Below are 26151 nucleotides of genomic sequence, written 5' to 3' on the forward strand. Positions count from 1 at the left end.
CGTAAACCACTAAAAGACCAACTGACTAACTAGAGGCTGGGAGACGAACGCCACATGGCAAAGATCATCTACACCCGCACCGACGAAGCCCCACTCTTGGCGACGTATTCTTTGAAGCCGATTGTGGAGGCTTTTGCTTCGACCTCTGGAGTGGATGTGGAGACCCGCGATATTTCGCTGGCCGCCCGCATCCTGGCTGCGTTCTCCGACGTGCTGCCCGAGGAGCAGAAGGTTGACGATGCCCTGGCTGAGCTCGGCGAGCTGGCCAAGACCCCGGATGCGAACATCATTAAGCTGCCGAACATCTCTGCGTCTATCCCGCAGCTGCAGGCAGCCATCGCGGAGCTGCAGAAGGCGGGCTACGACCTGCCGGACTATCCGTCCGAGCCGAAGACCGACGAGGAACGCGACGCGCAGGCTCGCTACGACTCCGTGAAGGGCTCCGCAGTTAACCCGGTGCTGCGCGAAGGAAACTCCGACCGCCGCGCCCCGAAGGCCGTGAAGAACTTCGCCCGCAAGTACCCGCACTCCATGGGCAAGTGGTCGCCGGATTCCAAGACGAACGTCGCCACGATGGAGGCCGATGACTTCCGCCACAACGAGCAGTCGGTCATCATGGATGGCGATGACACACTGCGCATCCAGCTGGTCAAGCCGAACGGTGAGACACAGGTGCTGAAGGAAGAGCTGCCGGTGCTGGACAAGGAGATTATTGACGCCACCGTGATGCGCGCCGAGGCTCTCAGCACCTTCTTCCGGGCTCAGGTGGCTCGCGCTAAGGCGGAGGGCGTGCTGTTCTCCGTGCACCTGAAGGCCACGATGATGAAGGTCTCCGACCCGATTATGTTCGGCCACGCGGTGCGCGCATACTTCCACGACGTGTTCGAGCAGTACGGTGACCAGCTGCTGTCGGCAGGCCTGAATGGCGAAAACGGCCTGGGCGCCATCCTGGACGCGCTGGACGCAGACAAGGTAGAAAACGCGGCCGAGATCCGCGAAGCCTTCGACAAGGCTCTGGCCGACGGCCCGGATCTGGCGATGGTGAACTCCGATAAGGGCATCACCAATCTGCACGTCCCTTCCGACGTGATTGTGGACGCATCCATGCCGGCGATGATCCGTACCTCCGGCCAGATGTGGAACAAGAACGACGAGACCGAGGATACGCTGGCGGTTCTGCCGGATTCCTCCTACGCGGGCATCTACCAGGTGGTTATCGATGACTGCCGTAAGAATGGCGCGTTCGACCCGACCACCATGGGCACTGTGCCGAATGTGGGTCTTATGGCGCAGAAGGCGGAGGAGTACGGCTCCCACGACAAGACCTTCCGCATCGAGTCCGAGGGTCGAGTACAGGTGCTGAATAGCGCTGGCGATGTGCTGATGGAGCACGAGGTAGCTGCAGGTGACATCTGGCGTGCTTGCCAGGCCAAGGACATCCCGCTGCAGGACTGGGTAAAGCTGGCCGTGAAGCGCGCCGCCGCTACCGGCGCCCCGGCTGTGTTCTGGCTGGATCCGGAGCGCGCACACGACAGGAACGTGCAGAAGCAGGTGGAGACCTACCTGAAGGATCACGACACTGAGGGTCTGGATATCCGCATTTTGCCTCCGGAAGAGGCCATGCAGCTGTCCATCGACCGCATCCGTGCTGGCGAGGATACGATTTCCGTCACCGGTAACGTGCTGCGCGATTACCTGACGGACCTGTTCCCGATCATGGAGCTGGGCACGTCCGCGAAGATGCTGTCCGTCGTGCCGCTAATCGCCGGCGGTGGCTTGTTCGAGACTGGTGCGGGCGGTTCCGCACCGAAGCACGTGGCGCAGCTGGTGGAGGAGAACCACCTGCGTTGGGATTCCCTAGGTGAGTTCCTGGCCCTGGCGGAGTCCCTGCGCAAGCTGCAGGAGACCGACGACAACCCGCGCACCCCGATCTTGGGTGACGCACTGGATGCCGCCACCGAGTCCGTGCTGAACGAGTCTAAGTCCCCGTCCCGCAAGGTCGGCGAAATCGACAACCGCGGTTCTCACTTCTACCTGGCGAAGTTCTGGGCTCGCGAGCTGGCCGACCAGACTCGCGATGCAGAGCTGGCGGAGATCTTTAAGCCTGTTGCTGACGCCCTCGAGGCCAACGAGGAAAAGATCTCCCAGGAGCTGCTGGATATTCAGGGCCACGAGGTGGATCTGGGCGGTTACTACTGGCCGAACGATGAGAAGACGATCGCTGTGATGCGTCCGTCCTCTACTTTCAACGAGATCATCGACGGTCTGAACACCAACAAGTAGTCGTTGGGCTGGCTGGATCCCTAGTCCAGCCAGACTCGCTAAGCTGGCCTAACCAGCCGGATACCTGCCTATATCAACCCCAGCGCTGGCACTTTACTGCTGGCGCTGGGGTTTTCCTGTGCCTGCGCCCGCCTTACCCCACTCAGCCAACCCTCGGGAGTCCCGAATGTCGTTAGAACGGGAATGCGTCGCTCCTGAAAAATCCAGACCCTCGGAGCCAACCCCCTGACCAGCATTTTTACACACTTGCAAACGGTTGTCGATAACAGATTCCCACTCTAGCGACATTTCGCGCGTCAGGGAGACCTTAAGTGTCGGAAATCTTGCAGAAAATGGGCAGCGGGGGTACCACCGGCAGCACAAACCACCTTAAATGTCGGAAAAGTTGCAATACACTCCGGGAGGAAAAACGGGGCTCGGTCGCGCAGCCTCGTGACCAGCACATTTACGCTAATGAACATTGCCACCAATAACGTTTTGCAACTTTTCCGACACTTCACCCAAGAAAAGGCGCTCCCCATAAGGGCACCACACCCCAGTAGAGGCGCCCCACTACCAGCGAGGCTGCAGGCGGCAGGCTAAGCAAAGACGCAAGGCTCCAAAGGCAACAAGCACCACAGAAACTTCTGCATTTCTAGACCAAGCGGTATGGTAACTTCCAAAATAGAAAACACGTCCCCAACTGGGACTTTGTGGCGTCAATAAGAAAAAAGTAGACAGAGCGGTTTACTTTTAGTGCGCGTGGGTCTATCGTCGTAAATCAACAAAGCTAAACAAACCAACTAGCAGCCTAAAGGACCGCACCAATGCCGAAGTACAACAACGAGAACGCAGAGCAGTGGGGCTTCGCCACCCGCCAGATCCATGCGGGCCAGCCCGTCGGCGATACCGGCGCGCGCAACCTGCCGATCCACTTCACTACCAGCTACGTCTTCAACGACGCAGAGCACGCCAAGCAGCGCTTCCACCTGGAAGACCTGGGCCCCATCTACTCCCGCCTGACCAACCCCACCGTCGAGGCACTGGAGAACCGCCTGAACTCCCTGGAAGGCGGCGTCCACGCAGTCGCTTTCGCCTCCGGCATGGCTGCTGAGACCGCCGCGATCCTCAACCTCGCCGGCGCAGGCGACCACATCGTCGCCTCCCCGCGCCTCTACGGCGGTACCGAGACCCTGCTGCAGCACACGCTGCCGAAGCTGGGCATCGAAACCACTTTCGTAGAAAACCCCGACGACCCGGAATCCTGGCGGGCTGCCGTCCGCCCGAACACCAAGGCCTTCTTCGCCGAGACTTTCGCAAACCCGCAGGCAGACGTGCTGAGCATCCCGGCCGTCGCGGAGGTCGCCCACGCTAACCAGGTCCCGTTGATCGTGGACAACACCCTGGCCACCGCTGCCCTGGTTCGTCCGCTGGAGCTGGGCGCGGACGTCGTGGTTGCATCCCTGACGAAGTTCTACACGGGCAACGGCTCGGGCCTGGGCGGCATCATCGTCGACGGCGGCTCCTTCGACTGGTCCGTCGAGCGCGATGGCCAGCCGGTCTTCCCCGGCTTCGTCAACCCGGACCCGGCCTACCACGGCCTGAAGTACGTGGACCTGGCCCCGGCGGCTTTCGGCATGAAGCTCCGCGCCGGCATTATCCGCGACACGGGCGCCACCCTCTCCGCGTTCAATGCATGGGTTGTGGCCCAGGGGCTGGATACCCTGACCCTGCGCATCGCCAAGCACAACGAGAACGCGAAGGCCGTGGCGGAGTTCCTGGCCGAGCAGCCGCAGGTGGCCACCGTGAACTATGCGGGCCTGCCGACCTCTCCGTGGTTCAAGGTCAAGGAGGAGCTGGGCTTGGAGTACACCGGCTCTGTTCTGAGCTTCGATCTGAAGGTCGACGACCCGACTTCGGAGGAGGCGAAGGAAAAGGCTTGGGCCTTCATCGACGCTCTACAGCTGCACTCTGACCTGGCGAATGTCGGCGACGTGCGCTCCCTGGTGGTGCACCCAGCTACGACCACCCACTCGCAGTCCGACGCTCATGGTTTGGCCCGCGCAGGTGTGTCCCATGCGACGGTTCGCCTGTCTGTGGGCATCGAAGACATCACCGACATCATCAACGACCTGAAGCTCGGCTTCGCAGCCATCTAAGGTTGTTAGGTTTCTAGGCTTTAGGCTGATTTCCATGAACCCCGAGTTCCTCCCCGCTTCTGGCGCGTCGCGCACTGTCTCTATCGGCGACGTTGTCACGGAGGCGGGTGTAACTATTTTTGACGCCGAACTCCGCTACTTCGCGTTCTACGACTCTCCGGATGGCGCCGCGGACTATGCCGAGTTCTCCGCTGGCCCCGAGCCGGGCCTGTCCCCGGAGGAACGACCGATTGTTCTGATCGAGCATGCCCTCACCGGCGATGGCAATGCCGCCGACTGGTGGGCGGACATGGTGGGGCCGAACAAGCCGATCGACACCACCCGCTACCTGGTGCTCTGCGCGAATGTGCTGGGCGGCTGCCAGGGGTCCACCGGCCCGAGTTCACCGCACCCCGATGGCCAGGCGTGGGGGTCGCGATTCCCGGGCCTGTCGATCCGTGACATGGTTACGGCGGAACGGCAGTTGTTGGAGCGTGTGGGCGTCACAAAGATTCATGCATTGATTGGCGCCTCGATGGGCGGGGCGCGGGTGCTGGAGTGGTCGCTCATGCACCCGGAGATGATCAACGCGGCGCTGCCGATCGCGGTGAGCGCGCGTGCGTCTGCGTGGCAGATTGGTTTACAGTCCAGCCAGATCCGCTTCATCGAGGCGGATCCGGCCTGGCACGGTGGCGACTACTACGACACGGGTGAGGTGCCTTCGCACGGGCTAGGCCAAGCCCGCCGCATCGCGCACCTGACGTACCGGGGCGAGCTTGAGGTCGATGAGCGTTTCGGTGTGGATCCGCAAAACGGCGAAAGCCCCTACGGGCCGTACCGCGACCCGCATCAGCGTTTCGCGGTGGAGAGTTACCTGGATCGTCAGGCCGAGAAGCTGGTTGCGCGCTTCGACGCGGGTAGCTACGTGGTCCTAACCGACGCGCTAAACCGGCACGACGTCGGCCGCGGACGGGGTGGCATGAACGCCGCTTTGGGCTCGTGCCAGGTGCCGACGATGGTGGTGGGCGTGGATACCGACATTCTGTACCCGCTGCACCAGCAGGAGCACCTGTCGCGCAACTTGGGGGACTTCATCGGCATGTCGAAGGTCACCTCGCCCACGGGCCACGATGGGTTCCTGATCGAGTCGCGCCAGATGGGTCAGGTGTTGGCTAAGTTCCTGGCGAAGGCGGAGATTATCGCCGAGGGTGCCGAGGGTACTGCGCGGGATTAGCTGGTCAGCGGGTCGACGCTCACGGCGATCCACAGGATGATCACGCCGATGGCGGCGGTAAAGGCGGTATCGAACTTGCGCGAACGCACCGCCAGCACGCCCAGCACCCGGGAATCCAGGAGTAGACGTAGCACGGCCAGGTAGACCATCGCGCTGCCCAGCATGACGCTAGCGCGACGCCACCTGTCCACCAACAACAGCGCCAGCACGGCCAATAGCATCAGCCCGAACAGCCCCAACAGCGCGTACTGGACGGAGCGGGAAAGCCGGGAGGGCGGGTTGTTCCGGTCGTGGGGGTTATCGAGGAGCTGCTGGCGAGCGTCGCCGATGCGAGCTGGGCGGGAGCGATTAGCCACGCAGCAGCTTCTCCGCGCGCTCGACGACGTTGCGCACCAGGAAGGCGCGGGTTAGCGGGCCCACTCCCCCGGGGTTCGGGGACACGGCGCCGGCGACGTCCCACACATCCGGGTGCACGTCGCCCTTCAGCTTGCCGTCCTCGCCGCGGGAGACTCCCACGTCCAGGATCGCCGCGCCCGGCTTGACCATGTCCGCGGTGATCATGTGCGGCACGCCCGCGGCGGCGACGATCACGTCCGCGGCCTTCGTCTCCGCCACCAGGTCCTTGGTGCCGGTGTGGCACAGGGTGACGGTTGCATTCTCGCTGCGACGGGTGAGCATCAGGCCAATCGGGCGGCCGACTGTCACGCCGCGGCCGATAACGACGACCTTCGCGCCGTTTAGCTCCACGCCGAAGCGACGGAGCAGGTGGATCGCACCGTTGGGAGTGCAGGGCAGTGGGGCGGGCTCGTTGAGCACCAGCTTGCCCAGGTTCACCGGGTGCAAGCCATCGGCATCCTTGTCCGGGTCGATGCGCTCCAACACAGCGTTTTCATCCAGGTGCTTCGGCAGCGGCAGCTGCACGATGTAGCCGGTGCAGGCGTCATCGGCGTTCAGCTCGTCGATGACTGCGTTGAGCTCTTCCTGGGAAACGTCCGCCGGGAGGTCCTTGCGGATGGAGTTCACGCCGATCTGCTCGCAATCCTTGTGCTTCATGCGCACATAGGAGTGGCTGGCCGGGTCGTCGCCCACCAGCACGGTGGCCAGGCCGGGAGTCACGCCCTTTTCCTTCAGCGCGGCGACGCGCTGTTCAAGGTCGGCGAAGATCTCATCGCGGTAGAGTTTTCCATCCAATTTAGTAGCTGCCATGAGCCCCATTATTCCACGCGGGCTCGCTGGGATCGAGGTGGCGTCATGGCTAAAAGAGCAACTAGTACAAGAAACTAGTAGGGCCTACCGGGCCAGTACGGGGCTTGGGTTACCACGGGACGGACGGGTTTCTGGGCGGCCACGACTACACCGATGACGACGATTGCGATTCCGGCCAGCGCGACCAAGGTGGGGATGGTGAGAGTATGCTGCAGGGTCGTTTCGGTATCCAGCCAAGTATCGAGGATTTCGATGTAGCGCTGCCCCTCTTCCGAGGTCATTACATCCCGGCCATTAGGTCCCCCGGTGGGCCAAGCTTTTTCTCCGTATTCCTTGATTTCCTCGCGGAAATTCCACCCTGGCACCACTGCGAAAGCCGCTGCGCCGCCCCACCACACGAGCATGCCGCTCCAAAAAATGGCAAGTGAATCACTGCACCACTTCGGGATCACGAGCGCCACGAAATTGAGGAGGCACTGTATCCCGAAGAAGAGCGGGCCGACTGCGCCGGCGACTAGAAGTATCCCCACCCAGTCTTTGCCATAGAACACGTAACGCAGGATGCAATACACAATCGGCATAAGGAAGGCAGCAAGCCAGCCGATGAGCAGAGGCATGAAGCGAGAGTCTTGACCAGTTTGCTGCGGCGGGGCGTAACCGTAGACGGGCATCGGGGCAGGAGGGCCGTAGGGAGGGTACGTCATGCTACAGATCCTGTCAGACGGCGGGCGCTTTGGCTGGGGATTCTGGGCATTAGGGCGAACATGGCCAAGAGCATGAAAAACCGCGGCACGTTGGGACTATGCCGCGGGGCGGGATGAGGTTTTTCTTCCATACTTATAGAAGAATCTGCACGGTGGGAATGTTCCCACAGCTACTTTATTTCTCCTGTGATTCAGCCAGATCACGTCGGCGGCGAAGCAAGGTAAATGCACCCACAACAACGAGCATGGCTCCGATAAGCGCCACCCACCACAGATGCGCTCCAGTTTGCGCCAGTCGATCGATGATGCTTGAAGACTCGCCGCCTTCATGACCACCGCCTGGGCTATTTGGCGGCGCTGGAGTATCCGGGTGCTCCGGCGGCGGGGTACCTGGAGTGCTTGGCTTATCGGGCGGCGTTCCGGGCTTATCCGGAGGCGTTCCTGGATTGTCCGGCGGCGTTCCTGGCTTATCTGGCGGCGTTCCTGGATTGTCCTCCGGCTTCGGCTTCGTATTCACCGTCACGTTGTAGTTCCAGCTGCCGGTTTCTCCGATAGGGATCGTGATGAGGAAAGGACTGGACTGGCGGTATTCCTTAGTAGGATCCGCGCCCTCGTATTCCGTGACCAAGTACAAGCCGACCGGGAGGCCGGTGAACACTGCCTTACCGGAACTATCTGTGTACGCCTCAAAGGTTCTATCGAACCCCTGCCGACGAGCATCGGCTACCGAGAGCCGCTTCGCCTGATTCATCCCCTTCTCGGTAGTGAGGTCAATCCCCTGGACACGCTGCGCTGTGAAGCGAATGTTGTCGATAGGCCCAAAGGGTTTCTTGCCCCCTCGGTCGTCCCACCAATTTGGTTCGCTTTTCACCATCGTGAGAGTACCGAGACGGGTAGCATCAATAAACTTCACATCCAGGCCTTCGACCTGGCCTGTGATCGTGTGCTGCTTCGCGTTAGCCTGCGGCACAACAGGGGTGGGGGCAACGAGCGGAGTGCCGACCAGAGCCACGACTGCGCCCAAACCGAACACGGAGCGGCGCAGCCCGGCACGGTGCACCGGCGCCCACTGTACCTGTGACGCGGTGTTCATGAGGTTCACGGCTTATTCCTCTTCCATTTCTTCTTCGCCTACTACTACCTGTTCGGATTGTCTGGCTTTCTGCTTCTTCCGCTCGCGAAGGAACCACCAAGTAATCAGTGCGATGATCAACACTGCGGCGGCGAGCAGTAGCCACATCCACCACTGCATCAGCTTGCCGCGATCATCGAACACGTTGCCTTCGTCCTCATCCATTGGAACGCGGTGTGCATGCACCAGGAACCGGTGGGTATTCACGCCGTAGGGGGTGCAAGTGATGAGGGTCAGTAGGTCCTCTTCCGGCCGGGTCTTGAGGCTGTCAACCTCGTCCGGCAAGACAACCTCTGTGTCGTACACCTCGTACTTCATCTTCTCGCCGAAGGTGGATACGTAAACCGCATCGCCCTTCCGCACATCCACGAGGTTATCCCACAGCGTGGCGTTGGACAGGCCTGTGTGGCCTGTAATTACCGCGTGAGTTCCCTTTCCGCCTACAGGTAAGGAGGATCCGTAGAGGTGCCCAAGACCTTTTTGCAGAATCTCGTCGGAGGTCCCGTGGTAAACGGGTAGGCGCGATTCGATGGACGGGATAACCACCTGGCTCATGGCGCTCTGCCCAGAGAGCTGGGAAAGATACTCTTCGTATGCGGGGTTATCCTCGCTGACGCGAGCCAGCCACGGATCCAGGATTGGTCCGTCCTTGTGCGTCGTGTTGTACCTGCGGGCTTCCTCTACCGCTCGACTAAGGGCTTGAGGGTCCGTTTCCTTCAAGTCTTGTTCGTATTTTTCCGCGATCTTTTGTTGCTGGTGGTTGTTCCACTGAGTGGCGTAAACGGGATAAAGCATGACAAGCAGCCCCACCACCACTAAGAGGATGGGGAGGAAGGTGCGACGAAAGAGTGATCGCGGTGCGCTCTTTCGATGCTTACCAATTGTGCTTGTCATGTCCGTTGCTTTCCCGTTCGAACTGCCTAGCCCCTACTTCTGGGTGCTTCGGCGAGCTGCGTAGAAACCGCCACCGATAATTGCCAAACCAGCCAAAACGATGGCCCAGAAGCCTGCGCCACCGGTGTTCGGCAGGTGGTTTTCGTCGGTGTAGTTCTTGATGTTGGCGGTGTACTCGATTGCCTTGGCCGGCACACCGTTATCATTCACATCGCCCTTCTTCAGCTCGAAGTGCTCAAGTGCATCGTTGGTCACGTAGCCTTCAGGTGCCTTGGTCTCCTGCAAGCAGTAGTTGGTCTCCGAGTCGGCCTGGTTGTTGGCGAAGTCGGTAACGTGCACGCCCTCGATGGTGACAGTGCCCTGGTCGTTGGTGGTCCACGTATCCTTACCCTGGACCTTCAGCGGCTCGGTGCCCTCCTTCTGCTTCCAGGCCCCGTTACCTTCGTCGACACACTGCACCAACTGGAACTCTGCACCCTTCAGCTTCTTGTCCTCATCGTTGCCGTCGGTCTTGTTGATGGTGACCTTGCCCCAGTAGGTGTGAACCTTATCCGACGTCTTCTCTGTGTCGTGGTCGGAAGAGCCGTTATTGGTGATCAGCGTTGCGTCGTTGGGAACGTGCTGGATGAAGCCGTTGGTCTTGGTCGTGATGGTGGTGAACACGAGGTCGGTGGACTTCAGCTTGTTGCGGCCAGTTTCGGTGAATTCGACCTTAATCTCCTGGCCGTTCTTTACCAACTCGTAGTCGGTATCCGCCACCAGTTCTTGAGCGCTGTCAGCGGCCGCTCCGTACTTCACCTTGACAGTAGCGTTTGCAGCGTCCAGGTTCTGATCAAGCTTATCCTTGACGATGTACTTGCTCAGCGTGGAATTCTTAGCAACAGCCGGAACACCCGTGGTGATCGTGTACTTGTAGTCCTGGCCTGCCTGTGCGTTCTGGTCCTCAACTTCCTTGGTGATTGTCACCTTGGAGTTCTTCGGGTACGCGTGAACGTCATAGATCCAGCCCTTGCCCTCCGAGTTGGTCATCGGCACATACACCAGGAACGGTGCGCCGGGCACCAGACCCGAATTAGCCGGGACTTCGGTTTCGGTGACCTTGTAGAGGCCCTTTGGCAATTCCTCGAACTTCAGGGTGCCATCTTCGCCGGTTTCGCCTTCCTTGGAGTACGCACCGACGCCTGTCCAGGCCTTAGCTTCGGAAGGGTTGGTAATCTCGCGTGCCTTTGCCCAGTCGCCGCTGTTGTTCAGTGGCTGAACCAGCTCAATCTTGTACTTGACGCCCTTGGCTGGTTCACCAGAAGGGTTCGTAATCTCGGTTCCGTCGCCCTGCTCGCCCTCAGCGCCGATGCGCTTGTGCAGGGTAAGGGAAAGTTGCTGGTCGTTGTCGATGGTGCTGACGGCCTGCGCCTGTGCGGTCGGGGCCTCGTAGACTACTTCGGCGCCGACGGTGCCGGCAGCCAGTGCGATAGCGAATGCAGCGGACAGCGCGCCTACGCGCTTGCCGACAGTTGCGTTAGACATGAAAGTCCTTCTTTCTTACAAGTGAATGAGTAGTGGAAGTTGATCCGAGTGGTCGAGGGCACATGGTTGGCAATACTCGTGGCGAGCTACTTGCGGTGAACACTGCGCGCCGTCGTAACGGATCCTTGTGTGAGCAATGTGGTTTCTTGGCTTCAGGTCATCGTGCCCACCCGGGTCCATCTCGGCACCGGCCTGGGGTACTGGGTTGAAACATTGTTCTCCTCTTTAGAAGTTGTGCACGTCAGGGTTAGTTCAGTCGTCGGCGTATGCCCATGGCTCCTGTGGCTGCGATGAGAAGCCCCGCGAGAATGGGGAGCATCACACCGTCGCCACCGGTCTTTGGCATCACGCCCTGGTGCACATTGGCCACCTGCAGCCATGCACCATCTGGATAGTCCTGTGGCAGGTCACTCGGCTTAGACGCAGCAAACAGTGCGTTCTGCTGGTCCGACTCCACGATCGTCTTGCCGTTGGCATCTCGTTTGATGCTGATTTTCACCGGGGTAGGCAAGAGCTGATAGCCGTCTGGCGACTTCGTCTCCAACAAGTAGTAGGTTCCGTAGTCCAGCTCAGTCCAGAGGTACTTTCCATCCTCTGTGACCTTGAGGTCGGCAATTTTGTTCGCCGCCGGTCCCGTGGGGTCTTGGTCGTAGATCGCGAACTGCGCCCCGTATTTGTCGCCGTCGCGCGCGGGGATAGTCGTGACGTTTCCTGCGGAGTCCGAATCGACCTTCCACAGGTAGAAGCGGGTCTTATCGGGTCCGGGATAGCAACCCTCGTCTTCGAGGTCGCCCATCTTCACGCTATTGGCGAAGCCGCCGCGCTCTGCACTGCACGCTGGTGTGCCCGCACCGTCACCGGGTGTGACGCCACCTTCTCCGCCTCCGGCCGATTCAGTTCGAGCTTTATCGTATTCTGCCTTATCAAGGGTGAACTTCAGTTTGACTCGGTACCGATGAGTGCCGTCGCCATGCTTGGGATCCTGCCGTCCAACTGCATCGATGGTGCGCTTTTCCCGCATTTCTGGGGAGTCCTCGGAACCTTCTCGGTCACAGTTGTCTAGCCGGAAGCTTCCCGTTTGCAGCACGTCAGATTCTACCACGCACGAAGGTGTGTCTCCCGGTTGTTTGTCCTTGGACGTGTATTCGTCAGTGAAGTACACCTCCGCACCGGTGAGCTTCGCCCCCTTGGGCAGCTTCGGGGTATCGGTGGGCGCCGGGTAAACGTATTCGTTAAGGTCATCAAAGCTCTTAACCGTCACGTCATAGGCGGCAGTGTACGTAACATTGCCTTGGCCATCCGTATCGGAAGTGATGTCGTCGAAGCCGACCTTTCCGTCACCGTTGGTGTCGATGGCAGTCTTGCTCAATGCACCTGGGCAGGAATCGTAAGCAGTATCGTTCGTCGGGTCTTCGTCTTTGTCATGGTTAATCACAGACGCCGTGTTAGGGCGACATTCCGCACCGGACTTCAATGTCGCGCCAATGATGACGGTCGCCTTACCGCCGGCAGGCATGGGTCCGAAGAAGTAGGTTTTTGTTATCTCACCGGTTTGGGGATTCTCGGTGGCAGGTTGAGTGTGGACATTCCCACCGTCGTACCCCTCGTAAACAACCTGGTTGTACTCCACGAGGCCTTCGTAGGTTGCCGGCAGAATGTCGTACAAGGTGAAACCTGACGAAGCACCTTTTCCGATGTTCTCAACCCCCAGCGCCCAATACTTCTTGTCCCTGGGCAAGCCGGCAGCATAGACCTGTTCCAGTCGGGGGTCTCCTGGCTCCAAAGTAGTTTTCTTTGCCTTAAGATCCGAGGGGATCTGCACCCCGGGGTTACTCGTTGCATCGGTGTTGTAGGAAGCAGGAAGGTCCGACAGCCGAGAGACCAGCTGAAAGCTCGGATGCTCTCCGGTTGGGTCGAAAACCTTAATCTGCATGCCCACCTGATCGGCAGTACTTCCGCCGGTACCAAAGCCGAGGTTGCCGTTGCCGTACAACCAGGCCTTACCCCAGACCTTCTCCGGGATCGCTGTATTACCAGACGGGTCTTGAAGCTGATCCGCGGGGATAGTCCACGTCTTCCGTTCTCCTGTATCCATGTTGATGCGCTCAAACATGACGTGTGTCCTTGGGTTCGCCCCGTCTTGCTGCATGCGGGCGGGACTCACCAGACCCCAGAGGTACTGTGGGGCACTGGGGAGGACAACATGATCCTCAGCTCCAGCTTGGAAAGGCGCGTTGTTTTGATTACGGGCAATCTCGCCACGTGGATCCTTCGCACCTACCGCTGGCAGGGGAATCTTATACAGCTGTCGGGTACCGGATGTTGCGGTGTTGCCCACCCACATCACTTCGTTCGATCCACGTAGGTCAAAGGTGCCGGTGTTGATTAGATCCAGGTCGTTTGGCCTTCCGCTGGTCGCCTTGTGGAAAAGGGTCGCCCCCTGAGCATTCTTGACCAGCCCGAGGTCGTACACCTCACCCGTGACCGGATCGATCTGCAGAAGATGGCCCGCGGGGTGGCATTCCTGGAGGCTCGAATTGTGGTTCGCCTGGCTTATGGCGTAGATCCAGTGATCCTTCGTGTTGTAGGACAGCGCGTTGTACACCCAGTTGGAGGGCTTACCGATGGGGGTAAAAGTACTGCTACCCTCGATCTGCAGGTTGAGCTGTGTGCTCGTGTTTCCCGCCTGTCCACCATTCGGCGTGGCCGACACGTAAACAGCCGTGCCCTTATTGAGTTCGTCTTGGGTGAGCTCTCGGGGACCTTTACGGGTTGTCGCCTCCTCACACTTACACGGCACCGAGACCATGCCATAAACCTTGACCGAGTAATCGTTACCTTGTGTCGACGGCGCATTCGTCAACACCTGTAGGGTATTTCCTGGCCAAGTATTGAATCCCGTCCCTGTACCTTCAAGGTCAAAAGAGACGGAATTTACCTTCCCTGCGCTATTACGACTTTGCACCGTAATACCGGTGGTTTGCACAGCCTTACCGTTCGTGCCGATCCGACCGCCTCCGGGCGGTGGCGTGGTAGACGAGTTGTATTCAACCCCGTTGCTGGTCTCTTTCTTAGTGACAAAAAACCCGCCTAGATCCACATTAAAGGACCTTGTAGTGCTAATTTCTACCCGGGTCAGCGGCAGATCCACCCCCCGCGTACCACTCTTGATGTTAATGCGGAACTTCTTGGCGTTGCTCTTTGTAGAACTTGCAACTTGCTTTAAATCTTCGTCATTCCTCGCATCCGAAAGAGGTGTGTAGAGCTGCGTATCCAGCAGTTTCTCTTCTTTACAGTTTCCCGTTGGAGTCTGCGCCTGCGCCGAAGGAACATTAATTCCTCCAATGGCTCCCACGATGGTCACGAGTGCACCCAGAAGGGCAGCAACGGTTAGAAGACAAATACATGCCCGACTAAGCGCCGCCCCTTGGCGATCTTCGGCCAACTTAAGGTTTTCACCGGTTAATACGCGAGCCATTATCCTTTTCCAGCCTTAGATCCGTTCTTCGACCCACCTGTTAAGGTTTACCTAAAAAACGGATACCCACTCCTTCTTGGCGAGATGAAGGTTAAGCCTTCAAGCTTGCACCCTATGCGAACAAGAATATAATCTTCACCGGTGCTACTCAACTTGCCGAAAGGTTATTTAGGCTACTTTTAATCGAACCTTCACCTTGAGTCCACCGGACAGCAGTGGCACCCCTTCCGGCACCCCGCTACACACCGCCGGCGAAGCCCAACTGGCGCCACGCTTCGTAGGCTGCCACTGCTGCTGCGTTCGATAGGTTCATAGACCGCCGCCCCGGCAGCATCGGGATGCGTACCTTCGCCGTCACCCGCGGGTCGGCCAGCACCTCGTCGGCCAGGCCAGTCGGCTCCGGGCCGAAGAGCAGCACGTCACCAGGCTGGTAGTCCACCTCCGTAAACCACGTGCCCGTCTGCGCAGTAAAGGCGAACACCCGCCCCGAGCCGCGCGCCGGATCAGTCACGTGGGCCAGCGCCTCATCAATCCCCTCGTGGACGTGCACGTCTGCCAGTTCGTGGTAATCCAGCCCCGCCCGGCGCACGTGCTTGTCGTCGAACTTGAAGGCCAGCGGCCCAGCCAGGTGCAGCGAAGCCCCCGTGCCCGCGCACATGCGGATGGCGTTGCCCGTGTTCGGGGGGATCTCCGGGCGGTCGAAGACTACGTGCAGTGGTGGGTTCACACCCGCAAACTGGTTTTCAGACGTCATTCCCTCAATCTAACCGGTACAAATGTAGCCATGAGCAACTCCCCCTCCCGCAGCTTCGACCGCAGCTTCGACATCACCCTGATGGGTGCCACCGGTTTCGTCGGCGCGCTGACCGCCGGCTACCTGGCCGCCAACGCTCCCGCCGACGTGCGCATCGCCCTGGCTGGCCGGAACCAGACCAAGCTAGAAGCCCTGCGCGAGCAGCTGGCTGCAAAGCACCCGCGGGCGGCGGACTTCCCTCTAGTCATCGCCGATTCCAGCGATAATCGCTCCCTGGAGAAGCTGGCTCGCGATACCCGTGTGGTTATCTCCACCGTCGGCCCCTATTACCGCTATGGGTTCCCCCTGGTCCGCGAATGCGCCACCCACGGAACGCACTACGTCGACCTTGCCGGAGAGGCGCTCTTCATGCGGGAATCCGCTGATTCCTACCACGACCGCGCCACCGCCAGCGGGGCGCGCATCGTCCACGCCTGCGGCTTCGATTCCGTTCCGAGTGACCTGGGAATGCTGCTGCTGGGGCAGAGGGCGTCCGAAAATAAGGACAGCCTGAAGTCCGCCACCATGATCGTGAAGATGAAGGGCGGGCTCTCCGGCGGCACGGTCGACTCGATGCGCGAACAATTCGCCGCTGCCAAGGGCAGCCCGGAGAAAAAGCGGATGCTGGCCGACCCGTACACCCTCTCCCCTGACCGCGCCAACGAGCCGGACCTGGGCAAACAGCCGGACTTCGGCGTAGCGCGGGAAAGCGACATCAGCGGTTCTAGCGCTAGCGACAACAGCGAGGACGTCTGGGCGGGGCCCTTCATCATGGCGAGCTCCAACACGCGAGTGGTCCGCCGTTCGAACGCACTGCTCGGCTACGAATACGGCGACAAGCTGCGCTACAGCGAATACCAGTACACCGGCAAGGGGCTCAAGGGCCGCATGCGCGCCTTCACCATGGGCGCGGTTCTGGGCACGGCGGTGGCGGCGCTGAACCAGGACAAGCTGCGCACGTTCCTCTCCCGTTGGGTACCGGAGCCCGGCGAAGGCCCCTCCGAGGCCGAACGCGATGCCGGATTCTTCCACACCACGCATTTCGGTGTAGGCACAGGCGGCAGCACCTACCAACAGACCATCAGTCTGGACGCCGACCCGGGATATAAGGGCACGTCCCTGATGCTTAGCGAAGCTGCGCTCACCCTTGTTCTTTGTGACGCCGAACTGCCGACAGGCTCCACCTACCAAGGCGAAACCGGCGGCGGAGTGCTCACTCCGGCCACCGGCCTGGGGATGCCCTACGTGCGCCGCCTCAGCGACGCGGGCATGAAGTTCAGCGACTAGCTGAACAGGTTCTGCTCGTCCTCGGGCACACCGTTCACCTGGTTTAGGTTCAGGGTGTTGAGCTGGGTGACGTGCTCCGGGGTCAGCTCGTCCAAGGAGGAAACCTGCAGCAGGCGCATGGTGCGGCGCACCTCGCTAGCCAGGATCTCGATGGCGCGGTTCACACCTGCTTCGCCGCCGGCCATCAGGCCGTAGAGGTATGCGCGACCGATCAGGGTGAACTTCGCGCCCTTGGCGATCGCGGCGACAATGTCCGCACCATTCATGATGCCTGTATCCATAGCCACGTCCACGTCGTTGCCGACCTCGCGGACAACCTCTGGCAGCAGCTGGAAAGGCACCGGCGCGCGATCCAACTGACGGCCGCCGTGGTTAGACAGGATGATGCCATCGACGCCCAGGTCGGCCAGCTTCTTAGAATCCGGCAGATTCTGCACGCCCTTGACAACCAGCTTTCCGGGCCACATCTCGCGAATAGTCTTCAGATCCTCAAACTTGATGGAGGGGTCCATAGCGGAGTCCAACAGTTCGCCAACCGTTCCGCCGGTGCTGGTCAGGGAAGCGAACTCCAGCGGCGGGGTGGTCAGAAAGTCCCACCACCACCAGGGGCGCGGGATAGCGTTGACAACGGTGCCCAGGGAGATCTCCGGTGGGATCGAAAAACCATTGCGGGCATCGCGCAAGCGGTTGCCAGCGACGGGCGTATCCACAGTGAACAGCAGGGTATCGAAGCCGGCCTTGGCCGCGCGTTCCACCAGGCCGTAGGAGATCTCGCGCTCCTTCATCACGTACAGCTGGAACCAGTTGCGGCCGTTCGGGTTGGCCTTTTGTACGTCCTCGATACTGGTGGTGCCCAGGGTGGACAGGCAGAACGGGATGCCCGCGGATCCCGCGGCGCTCGCGCCCGCGAGTTCGCCTTCGGTCTGCATCAGGCGGGTAAAGCCAGTCGGAGCGATGCCGAACGGAAGGGAGGACTTGCCGCCGAAAATCTCCGCGGTGGTGTCCACATTGGAGACATCATTCAGGATCGACGGGTGGAACTCCACGTCGCGGAAGGCCTGGCGGGCGCGGTTCATCGAAATTTCTTCATCGGCGGCGCCATCGGTGTAGTCGAATGCTGCGGCCGGGGTGCGGCGCTTAGCGATGGCGCGCAGATCCCAGATGGTCTGTGCATCGTTGAGTCGGCGAGCCTTGAAATCCAGGGTGGGCTTCTTAAACTTCAGCAGGTCGAAAATCTCAACGGGGTTCGGGATCTGGCGTTTCTGGTGTGCCATGGGAAAATCGCTCTCCTCACAGAGTGTCTTCGCGGTTCTTTCGCGCGAAATAGCGTGGTTTTGTAGGTCGCTGTTTTAGGGCCCAACAATTCCACGATAGGACGCTTCCCCGAGCTTCGCTGCCTGGGTGTGCTGCAGCACTTCCCATTAGTGCAGCGACTTCCGCTTCCCCTAGCTCAGCTCCGCGAAGAATTCCAGGATCCGCTCGCCGATCAGCTGCCGGGACTTCGGCTTCACGAACTGGTGGCCCTCCCCCGGAACCTCCAGGAACTGCGGGTTGCGCCCCAGCTCCACCAGCGCGTCGTACAGCTGTTGGGATTCCTGCAGCGGCACGTTCGAGTCGTTGGCGCCGTGGATGAACAGCACCGGAGTGGTGATCTGTTCCGCTTTGTGCAGAGGAGAAATTTCCCACAACAGCTCTGCGTCGTGCATCGGGTACCCATATTTCGGGGAGGCCGCACTCGCCAGCCAGGGCTCGGTCGACTCGTAGTAGGTTTCAAAGCTCGTCATGCCACACGCATCCACCACACCTAGGAACATGTCTGGGTAGCGCGCGGCCGCCAGCACAGCCAGGAACCCGCCGTAACTGCGGCCTCCCAGGAATACCCGCCCGGCGGTGCACAAGTCGGCGTCACAAAGAAAAGAAACAGTATCCGCAACGTCGTCGATCGCGGCGAAGCGACCGTAACGGTCATCGGCGTGGATGAAGGCGCGGCCGTTGCCCTTGCTGCCGCGAATATTGGGGGTAAACACGGTGTAACCAGCGGCGACGATGTCCGCAAGTACGTCGTGGTGGGCGGGCCGGGACTGCCCCTCGGGGCCGCCGTGCAGGTGGACGTACACCGGGTGCCCCGGCGCGGGGTCCTCCGGTAGGTACAGCCAGCCGGAAAGCTCCAGACCGTCGCGAGCGGTGTAGTAAACCAGCTCCGGAACGTCGCCCTGCCGGGCGCGCTCGTCCAGGCGGTCGGTGCGGTCCGGATCCAGCGGCTCCACACGCCCGGCCTCCAGACGCAGCACCTCCACCGTAGGCGGCAGGTTCGGCCCTTCGACAGTCAGCGCCAGCAGCTGGCCATCGTCCGTGATGGACAGGCCCGCTGCAACCATGCCCGGCAGCTCGACGGTGCGGCGGACTTGCACGCGCTGCTCATCGCCGAGGCTCAGCAGCTCCAGGTTGGAAATGCCCGCCTGGTTCCACAGCACCGCGGCGGTCGACAGGTCCTCGCTGATGGCGAACTCGTCGACGTCCGCCTCGGGGTTGCTGATCAGCTCCTCGCGCTCGATACACACCGGGCGCTCGCCTTCGATGTCCACCACCAGGCGCATGAGCCGACGGCGGTCCGCACCGTGGTCGGTAACCACGAGGATCACCAGGCGGCTGTCAGTGATCGGCAGGATCCGCCCGTCCTCCGTGGTGGCTCCCGGCTCCGGCGGCAGCAGGGGCATCCAGCGGCCTTGAGGGTTGACCAGCAGCAGTTCGCGGTTGCCGCGCGGGCCGACGCGCATGAGGCTATACCCGGCCTCCGAGGCGACGAGCAGCGCGTCGAGGCGGCGGTCCATCACCTGGTAGCGCGACGTATTCGGGTCGACCAGGCGCGCTTCCGTCATGCCGTCGGCCGCCACGGCGTCCATCGCCAGCTTGTCGCGGTCCGATTCGACCAGATGCGTGCGGGCATCGAAGGTGTTTCTTAGCGGTGACGCCCCTTCGACCTCAGGGTCTGTAGATACCGTGAAGGTCTCGAGCTTTTCGGAGCCCTTAGGGGACACTTCGCAGGCGATCCATTGTGCGTCCGGGGAGTGCAGCACGCGCGTGACGGGGCCTTCGATGGGCAGCTGCACGGGGCGTTCTTTGCCCACACCATCCTCAGTGAGCGCTGCCTGGACGGCGTAAGGGTACCCGCCATCACGGACAATGTAAGCGATAGCAGTGCCGTTGGGAGCTAGCGAGGGGACGGTCGTATGGCGCATGACTCTAATATTCTAGCCAAGCCCCAGCAGCTGGCCTAACAGTTCCGCCTTTGGGTAGAGACTGGTGCGGGTGGGGCGAAGAAACTCTATGCTGTGAAGACATGAGCATTTACGTAAACGCTTACTCCACTGTGCGCGCGGACGTGCCTTTCCGCGGACCGGGCGAGCCCGCCATTGCATCCCGCGAGTTGTGCTTCGACTCGCCGGACCGGCCGTTCCTCAAGACGGCGGCCAATGGCGCTAGCGAGAACGAGGAGCAGCAGACCCGTGAGCTGCTGGAACACCTAACGGGTTTCGAGGGTTACGTCGCCACGCAGGGTGAGGAGCGTTTCGGCAGCTTTAATTCCTACATCCACTCGGTGATGCAGCACGTCCACAGCGTACGGCGCCACTATGTGTTCGAGCGCGACGACGACTTTGACTTCTCCCACCTGGGCGAATTCGCCGACTGGGCGCGCGAGGCCAACGCGGTCTTTTTCCTGACCGACGGCACCGTACGCAACGCAGGTGGCGCAGATCTGCTGGATCCCGCTCTAGTTGGCAGTTCCCAGTCCAGTGGAGCACAGGCAAACTCCGTGCCGCAGCACCCGGGTGCCGTGGAGCGGATGCGCCGCGTGCGCGGGGACCTGTGGCGGAAGGGGTTCCAGGTAGCGACGACACTGCCGCCAGTGCGCAGCGAAGCTGAGGTGCTGCTGCGCCCCGCCGAGGAGGTTTTCAACCGGGCCGTGACCTTGTCCGTGGTGGCGACCGTTGCCGTGGCAGTGCTAAACGGCGAACCCGTGGACTTCAACGCACTGCGCGCTGGCTCGCGACGGGCCTTCGACCACCTCACCCCGGTTGAGCGCTCCTTCCTCGACGCAGCGGAGGCTGCGCAGGGCGCACAGGGGGCACAGTCCTATAGCCAGGAGCTGCAGGACGATGCGTACCAGCTGGCCTGGGCCTACACCGCTGCAGAGTTCCTCGCCTGGGCCGTCGGCCTGATCGACATTGACGTCTTCGGGTTCGCCCCCGTGGATCTTCCCGCCTTGCGGGCTGCGCTGCGCGCCGTGGATAACGAGGGCCGCGATGCTTCCGCACTGCCGCTGCGCAGCCTCCCTGAGATCTGCGATGCTTTGGAGCACATCTACTCGCTGCGCTGGGTTTCCGTGGAACTGCAGTCCGATAACCCCAGCCAGACCGGCCCCGGCACCCTCCAGCCCCAGGACCATTCCACCCTGGTCGAACGTCACCGCGCTGTCGCCTGGCTGACCGATCCGGTTATCTCGTACGACGATGTAGATCTCTCTACTTAAACGTCGCACGCCGCGGTGGGAGGCGTCAGCGGTGATGAGCCTCAAAGAATGCGGCAACTTCGCCCGTCGCCGTCACTGCATTGGAGCGGCGTTCACGCGAACGATCCTCCGCACCCGCGCCGGCTTCACCTGTGCGCTCGCCCATCCAGGTGTGTCCGGCGTCGCCGATGGCCAGGTGCATGACCTCCATGTGTTGGCCACAGTGTGGCCATTGCACGCGCTGCACGGCATCCGTCACACGGGTTGCAATCGGCGCGCCCACGCAACGCGCGCGACCCGCATATAGCTGCGCGAACTCGAAGGCTCCCAGGTACTCGTCCTCGTATCGTTCGCCGCCACCGTAGTGGATCGTCTGATCCTTACGGCCGTGAATGTCCAGGTACGGGGTGGTTTTACCGCGCTTGAAGCGGACGTCCTGTGGCTTCTTTGGATCCGCCCCCTTCTCTGCGCAGGCGCGCCACGTGCCCGAGTAGTAGGCCGCGGAAACGGCCGCGAAGGCCGCGAACTCGTCCGGCATCTCGCAGGCCAGCTTGCCTACGAAGCCCCCGCCGTTGGACATGCCCGTCGCGTAGATCCGGTTCGCATCCACCTGGTAGGTGGAAGACACTGCATCCAGCACATCACGAACGAAGCGCACGTCCTCGCCGTGCTTCACCTGCGCATACGGGGCGCCCTCCCATGCGTTGCCGATACCCTGTGGGTACACCACGATCGCTTTCTTTCCCGCCAGACCGGTGTAACGAGCCATCTGGGTGGCCTGCTCGCGGTAGCCGTGGAACGCAAAGATCAGCGGGAGGGGCTTCTGGTCCTTCGCGTTTGCCTGTGGGTTTTTGTCGTAGGGCTGCGCGCCGCGCGGGACGTTAATGATGTACCGGCGGTCGCGCTTGCCGGACTTGAGCTCGAGGGTTTTGTTCTGCCCTGCCTTCGGCACTTCGCGGATCGGGTGGAAGTGCTGCGGGATGCGCGCCACCGCAGGGGAAACCTGCACGTTGGGGCCTGCGGGCGGGATGGCCACAGCTTCCGTCGGGGCGAAATCCGCCGGTTCTTTTACCGTATTGTGCGCCTGCGGGTCTTCGTGGTTGGCATGGGTGATCTTCTGAATTGCCACGCCCATTCCGGCTGCGCAGAGCAGCAGAAACGCCGCGAGTACGGTTGCCGCGATGCGCCTGCGGCGAAACTGCTGTTCCGTAGGGCGGCTGCCGGAGGGGCGCTCCGGCACGCGCCGATTGCTTCGGCGTTCCGCGCGGTGCCGCCCGCCCTTCTCGCGGTTTTCGGGTGTTTGCTGGCGACGCCGCCTGCTCCCCCGCCAGGAATCCTCCCCCAAGCGCGCAGCTTCCTGCTCGTTGACCTGCGGAGGTGCCGCTAGGTGGTGGCGCTCCTTCCGAGCCGAGTCCTTCTGGGCCGAGGTTTCCCGCGCGTGGCGTGGCGCGCGCGGGGCATCGGGGTCGAAAGGCTTACGAGTCACGGGGACGATTGTTCTTGGCTCATCCGCCTGTGTCAATCACCGGCCCTCGTGTTCAGTGTCACCCTAGCGCCGCCCCAGTGTCACTCGAGCGTCATCTCAGCGGAAGTCCCGCGAGCCCGCGTGTGCTCCCGCGATCTCACCGGCCGGCCGCAGCTGAGTCTCCACCTGTTCCAGCAGATCCGCCGTCACGGTGGCCGCCCCTTCCGCGTTATGGACGATGCCCCGGACGACCAGAATCTTTGCATTCAGCGCGATCGCCCGCTGCCGCGCCCACAGCCCCTGCGAGACCACAATATTCGCCAGCCCGGTCTCGTCCTCCAAACCGAAAAACACCACCCCACCTGCGGTTGCGGGGCGCTGCCGATGGGTCACCACGCCCGCGACGCGCAGCCGCGCGCCATCGGGGACGCGCAGCAAACTATCGGCCGTCACCACTGCCGCGCCGCCACGCGGGGCAGTATCACCGGAGTGCGCACCGCGCGGGGCAGGGCGCAGATGCCACTCGTCCAGGTATTCGCGCAGCAGATGCACCGGATGTTCGGCCGTCGTCACGCCCGTGGTCGCTAGTTCGGACGCCACCATCTCAAAAGCACTCATCCCAGGCAACGCCGGCGCATGCACACCGGACGTCCCCGGCAGCATTCCCGGCCGCTCGGTCGCCGCCACCCCGGCAGCCCACACGGCCTGGCGGCGGGTTAGCCCGAGGCTCCCCAAAGCCCCCGCTCGCGCCAGCTTCTCCACGTGGGCCACGGTCAGCCCGGCCTCGCGGGATAGGTCTTCCACGCTGGTGAAGCGGCCGATCCGTTCGCGCGCCTCCACGATGCGCTCCGCCACTTCGGCGGAGATCCCTTTCACCCCGCCCGCCCCGCTGAGCCCGAGCCGGATCTGCCCCACCGGCTCGCCGGTCCCCCGGCCTAACCCGTGAACTCCCGTGGGCCGGTTGGTGCGTGGGGGCGTCATTAAGGAAACAACCGCATCCACCTGCACGTCCGAAGCGTTCACGTCCACGGGAAGGACCTCCACGCCGTGGCGACGCGCGTCGGCCAGCAAGGACTGCGGCGAGTAGAACCCCATCGGCTGGGCACGCAGCAGGGCCACGCAGAACTCCGCCGGATAGTGGTACTTGAACCACGCAGAGTAGTAGACCAGGGAGGCGAAAGACTGCGAGTGTGATTCCGGGAAGCCATAGCTGGCGAAGGCCACGATCTTGTCCCATAGGCGGTCGGCCACCGCACCGCGGATTCCGTTCTTCGCCTCCAACCCCTGGTAGAAGCGCTTTTTCAGCCGCTCCATCTTCTGCGGCGAGCGCTTGGATCCCATCGCCCGGCGCAGGGTATCGGCTTCGGCGCCGCTAAAGCCCGCGGCGTCCACGGCCATCTGCATCAGCTGCTCCTGGAACAACGGGATGCCCAGGGTCTTCGTCAGGGCGGGCTCCAGGCACGGGTGGTCGAAGGTCACGGGCTCCAGGCCATTACGGCGGCGAATATAGGGGTGCACGGAGCCGCCCTGGATGGGCCCGGGGCGGATCAGCGCAACCTCCACCACCAGGTCGTAGAAGGTGCGCGGTTTCAAGCGCGGCAGGGTGGACATCTGCGCGCGGGATTCCACCTGGAACACTCCTACCGCGTCCGCGCGGGAGAGCATCGCGTAGACCTCCGGCTCCGTGGGGTCCAGCCGCCACAGCTCCACCTCCCGCCCCCGGTGGGCGCGCACCTGGTCCACCGCGTGGTGTAGCGCCTCCAGCATGCCGAGCCCCAGCAGGTCGAACTTCACCAGCCCCACGGCCGCGCAGTCGTCCTTGTCCCACTGCACCACCGAACGGCCTTCCATCCGCGCCCATTCCGTCGGCACGACCTGTGCGATCGGGCGGTCGCAGATCACCATGCCGCCGGAGTGAATGCCTAGGTGGCGGGGGTGGTCCAGCATCTGCTCGGCTAAACGCTGCACTGCGTCGGGGGTCTGTTCCGGGTTACGGGTCCAGGCATCGATCTGGCCCGGCGCGTAGCCGAGGGCACGCCCGGCATCGCGGGTGGCGCCGCGGCGGCGGTAGGTGATCACGTTCGCCACCTGCGCGGCGTTCTCGCGGCCATAGCGGGAGTACACATACTGGATAGCCTCCTCGCGCCGCCCGGATTCAATGTCGAGGTCGATGTCGGGCGGCCCGTCGCGCTCCGGGGAGAGAAAGCGCTCGAAGAGCAGGCCGGAGGCCACAGCGTCCACCGTCGTGATCCCCAGCGCAAAGCACACCGCGGAGTTCGCCGCGGATCCTCGCCCCTGGCAAAAGATGTTGTTCTCGTGGCAGAAGGAGACAATGTCGTGGACGATCAGGAAGTAGCCGGGAAACCCCAGCTGCTCGATGGTTTCCAGCTCGCGGTCGATGGTGGCCCAGGCTTGGTTGGCGGCGGCGGAGGAACCGCGCTGGCCGTAGCGCTGCGCCCCGCCGCGTTCGGTAATGGCGCGCAACCAGGTCATTTCCGTGTACCCCTCCGGCACGGGGAAGTGCGGCAGGTTCGGCGCGACAAGGTCCAGCGTGAAGGCGCATTCCTCGGCAACCTGCACGGAGGTCTCCACGGCACGCGCCAGCCACTCGCAATCGCCCGCAAGCTGCAGCATCTCCTCGCCCGAGCGCAGCCACGAGCCGCCGACCGGGTGGGTGGTCGGCTCCGCGGCTGCCATGTCTTTCCGCTCGCGCAGTGCGGCCTTCGCCCCGGCCAGCCGGGAGTACTTAGGGGTGGCGCACGTCGGGGCGCTGCTGACGATTTCGCGTAGGCCGTGGCGCACTGCCAGGGCGTGGAGGCGCTCATTGCGGTCGGCATCGGCGGGGTTCATCGTGTGCTGCAGCTCCACTACGACGTTGTCCGCGCCGAAGAGATCCACGAGCTGCGCATCCGCCCAGCGCCAATCCAGCAATACTAGCCAGTGGCCGCCGGCTGCCTCTGCCAGCTGGGGCAGGCTGGGGTACCGGACGGAGTCTTTGTCCGGGTCGGCCATGCGGGCGTCCGAAATAACCCGGCTGAGCCGCGTGTAGCCTTCGCGCCCCTTGCACAGCACCGTGAGCGGCATGTCGAGGCTCAGCTCCGCGCCGAATACCGTGGCGAGGTCCGCGTTACTCTCCGCCACCGCCGTAGCAAAGCGTGCCGCCCCATAGAAGCCGTCGCGATCCACGCACGCAAGCGCGCTTAGCCCCAGTTCACGGGCCGCCTCAACCATCTGCTCGGGCTGGCTCGCGCCACGCAGGAAGTTGTAGGCGCTGCAGGCGTGAAGTTCCGCGAAGGGGGTTGTTGCCTCTTTTTGTGACGCCCCCTCGGCCCCAGTGCCGCCCGCCTCCGCAGGGTCGAGAGACGTTGTGCGCTGCTGGCCTTCCCCCACTCCGACCGCGCGGAGATTCCGCAGCCCCGGTCCCCTGCCGGATAGCACGCTTTCAAGTTGCGCCCAGCTCAGCGGCCGCCCCTGGGAAAAGCTCCTGGATCGCGGCTTGCGTAGCGTGCGACGAGGCGCAGGGT

17 protein-coding genes are annotated in these 26151 nt (G+C 62.3%); 5 read left to right on the plus strand and 12 right to left on the minus strand.

Annotated features, from left to right (window positions below):
• The first annotated feature begins 54 nt into the window (after positions 1–54).
• The 3 genes from CJEIK_RS09275 (at position 55) to metX (ending at position 5634) form a co-directional block, all read left to right on the plus strand.
• Positions 55–2283 carry an NADP-dependent isocitrate dehydrogenase gene (locus CJEIK_RS09275; RefSeq protein ID WP_005291732.1) on the plus strand — a complete coding sequence of 743 codons (2229 nt, stop codon included), beginning with the start codon at positions 55–57 and terminating at the stop codon, positions 2281–2283.
• A gap of 806 nt (positions 2284–3089) precedes the next feature.
• Positions 3090–4421 carry an O-acetylhomoserine/O-acetylserine sulfhydrylase gene (locus CJEIK_RS09280; RefSeq protein WP_005291736.1) on the plus strand — a complete coding sequence of 444 codons (1332 nt, stop codon included), beginning with the start codon at positions 3090–3092 and terminating at the stop codon, positions 4419–4421.
• Between the two features lie 34 nt (positions 4422–4455).
• Positions 4456–5634 carry a homoserine O-acetyltransferase MetX gene (metX, locus tag CJEIK_RS09285; protein ID WP_005291738.1) on the plus strand — a complete coding sequence of 393 codons (1179 nt, stop codon included), beginning with the start codon at positions 4456–4458 and terminating at the stop codon, positions 5632–5634.
• Here metX and CJEIK_RS09290 read toward each other — a convergent pair.
• The 8 genes from CJEIK_RS09290 to CJEIK_RS09325 all read right to left on the minus strand — a co-directional run bounded on the left by CJEIK_RS09290 (position 5631) and on the right by CJEIK_RS09325 (position 15326).
• Positions 5631–5990, minus strand: coding sequence for a DUF3017 domain-containing protein (locus CJEIK_RS09290; protein WP_005291740.1), 360 nt, complete (start codon positions 5988–5990; stop codon positions 5631–5633). The two genes, metX and CJEIK_RS09290, sit on opposite strands and share 4 nt — an antisense overlap.
• Complete coding sequence (locus tag CJEIK_RS09295) at positions 5983–6840, minus strand: bifunctional methylenetetrahydrofolate dehydrogenase/methenyltetrahydrofolate cyclohydrolase (RefSeq protein WP_077536248.1); 858 nt, start codon at positions 6838–6840, stop codon at positions 5983–5985. The genes CJEIK_RS09290 and CJEIK_RS09295 overlap by 8 nt, the downstream gene beginning before the upstream one ends.
• Positions 6841–6914: 74 nt before the next feature.
• Positions 6915–7544: a hypothetical protein gene (locus CJEIK_RS09300; protein WP_115597259.1), complete on the minus strand. Its 630-nt coding sequence runs from the start codon at positions 7542–7544 to the stop codon at positions 6915–6917.
• 175 nt (positions 7545–7719) lie between these two features.
• On the minus strand, positions 7720–8637 hold the full coding sequence (locus CJEIK_RS09305) for a pilin N-terminal domain-containing protein (protein WP_005291746.1): 918 nt from the start codon (positions 8635–8637) through the stop codon (positions 7720–7722).
• A 12-nt stretch (positions 8638–8649) separates the two neighbouring features.
• Entirely contained in the window at positions 8650–9570 is a 921-nt protein-coding gene (locus CJEIK_RS09310) for a class C sortase (protein WP_005291748.1), read from the minus strand.
• Positions 9571–9603: 33 nt separating this feature from the next.
• A complete protein-coding gene (locus CJEIK_RS09315) occupies positions 9604–11094 on the minus strand; it encodes a SpaH/EbpB family LPXTG-anchored major pilin (protein WP_005291750.1) in 1491 nt (496 codons plus the stop codon).
• A gap of 247 nt (positions 11095–11341) precedes the next feature.
• Positions 11342–13960, minus strand: coding sequence for a prealbumin-like fold domain-containing protein (locus CJEIK_RS09320; RefSeq protein ID WP_248623835.1), 2619 nt, complete (start codon positions 13958–13960; stop codon positions 11342–11344).
• Between the two features lie 850 nt (positions 13961–14810).
• Positions 14811–15326 (minus strand): tRNA (cytidine(34)-2'-O)-methyltransferase, encoded by a 516-nt coding sequence (locus CJEIK_RS09325; RefSeq protein ID WP_005291755.1) that lies wholly within the window; start codon positions 15324–15326, stop codon positions 14811–14813.
• Between the two features lie 30 nt (positions 15327–15356).
• On the opposite strand from CJEIK_RS09325, the gene CJEIK_RS09330 reads away from it, so the two are divergent.
• Positions 15357–16652 carry a saccharopine dehydrogenase family protein gene (locus CJEIK_RS09330; RefSeq protein WP_005291757.1) on the plus strand — a complete coding sequence of 432 codons (1296 nt, stop codon included), beginning with the start codon at positions 15357–15359 and terminating at the stop codon, positions 16650–16652.
• On the opposite strand, the gene CJEIK_RS09335 is transcribed toward CJEIK_RS09330, so the two are convergent.
• The gene (locus CJEIK_RS09335) at positions 16649–17926 is read right to left on the minus strand and encodes an alpha-hydroxy acid oxidase (protein ID WP_005291760.1); all 1278 of its coding nucleotides are present in this window, start codon (positions 17924–17926) and stop codon (positions 16649–16651) included. The two genes, CJEIK_RS09330 and CJEIK_RS09335, sit on opposite strands and share 4 nt — an antisense overlap.
• 171 nt (positions 17927–18097) lie before the next feature.
• A complete protein-coding gene (locus CJEIK_RS09340; protein WP_005291761.1) occupies positions 18098–19891 on the minus strand; it encodes an alpha/beta hydrolase family protein in 1794 nt (597 codons plus the stop codon).
• Between the two features lie 101 nt (positions 19892–19992).
• Between CJEIK_RS09340 and CJEIK_RS09345 the strand changes: the two genes are divergently transcribed.
• The gene (locus tag CJEIK_RS09345) at positions 19993–21183 is read left to right on the plus strand and encodes a DUF4272 domain-containing protein (protein ID WP_005291763.1); all 1191 of its coding nucleotides are present in this window, start codon (positions 19993–19995) and stop codon (positions 21181–21183) included.
• A 25-nt stretch (positions 21184–21208) separates the two neighbouring features.
• On the opposite strand, the gene CJEIK_RS09350 is transcribed toward CJEIK_RS09345, so the two are convergent.
• Both CJEIK_RS09350 and CJEIK_RS09355 read right to left on the minus strand, forming a co-directional pair.
• Complete coding sequence (locus CJEIK_RS09350; RefSeq protein WP_237746023.1) at positions 21209–22648, minus strand: CE1 family esterase; 1440 nt, start codon at positions 22646–22648, stop codon at positions 21209–21211.
• A gap of 96 nt (positions 22649–22744) precedes the next feature.
• Positions 22745–26089 (minus strand): error-prone DNA polymerase, encoded by a 3345-nt coding sequence (locus CJEIK_RS09355; RefSeq protein ID WP_115597318.1) that lies wholly within the window; start codon positions 26087–26089, stop codon positions 22745–22747.
• Positions 26090–26151 lie beyond the last annotated feature (62 nt).

Source organism: Corynebacterium jeikeium (genome assembly GCF_028609885.1).
Lineage (GTDB): Bacteria > Actinomycetota > Actinomycetes > Mycobacteriales > Mycobacteriaceae > Corynebacterium > Corynebacterium jeikeium.

Bases quoted from the DNA above. Each gene is read 5' to 3' on its own strand.
- metX (WP_005291738.1), top strand. From the start codon at position 4,456: ATGAACCCCGAGTTCCTCCCCGCTTCTGGCGCGTCGCGCACTGTCTCT.
- CJEIK_RS09325 (WP_005291755.1), bottom strand. From the start codon at position 15,326: ATGACGTCTGAAAACCAGTTTGCGGGTGTGAACCCACCACTGCACGTA.
- CJEIK_RS09300 (WP_115597259.1), bottom strand. From the start codon at position 7,544: ATGACGTACCCTCCCTACGGCCCTCCTGCCCCGATGCCCGTCTACGGT.
- CJEIK_RS09315 (WP_005291750.1), bottom strand. From the start codon at position 11,094: ATGTCTAACGCAACTGTCGGCAAGCGCGTAGGCGCGCTGTCCGCTGCA.
- CJEIK_RS09295 (WP_077536248.1), bottom strand. From the start codon at position 6,840: ATGGCAGCTACTAAATTGGATGGAAAACTCTACCGCGATGAGATCTTC.
- CJEIK_RS09305 (WP_005291746.1), bottom strand. From the start codon at position 8,637: ATGAACACCGCGTCACAGGTACAGTGGGCGCCGGTGCACCGTGCCGGG.
- CJEIK_RS09330 (WP_005291757.1), top strand. From the start codon at position 15,357: ATGAGCAACTCCCCCTCCCGCAGCTTCGACCGCAGCTTCGACATCACC.
- CJEIK_RS09280 (WP_005291736.1), top strand. From the start codon at position 3,090: ATGCCGAAGTACAACAACGAGAACGCAGAGCAGTGGGGCTTCGCCACC.
- CJEIK_RS09275 (WP_005291732.1), top strand. From the start codon at position 55: ATGGCAAAGATCATCTACACCCGCACCGACGAAGCCCCACTCTTGGCG.
- CJEIK_RS09335 (WP_005291760.1), bottom strand. From the start codon at position 17,926: ATGGCACACCAGAAACGCCAGATCCCGAACCCCGTTGAGATTTTCGAC.
- CJEIK_RS09340 (WP_005291761.1), bottom strand. From the start codon at position 19,891: ATGCGCCATACGACCGTCCCCTCGCTAGCTCCCAACGGCACTGCTATC.
- CJEIK_RS09345 (WP_005291763.1), top strand. From the start codon at position 19,993: ATGAGCATTTACGTAAACGCTTACTCCACTGTGCGCGCGGACGTGCCT.
- CJEIK_RS09310 (WP_005291748.1), bottom strand. From the start codon at position 9,570: ATGACAAGCACAATTGGTAAGCATCGAAAGAGCGCACCGCGATCACTC.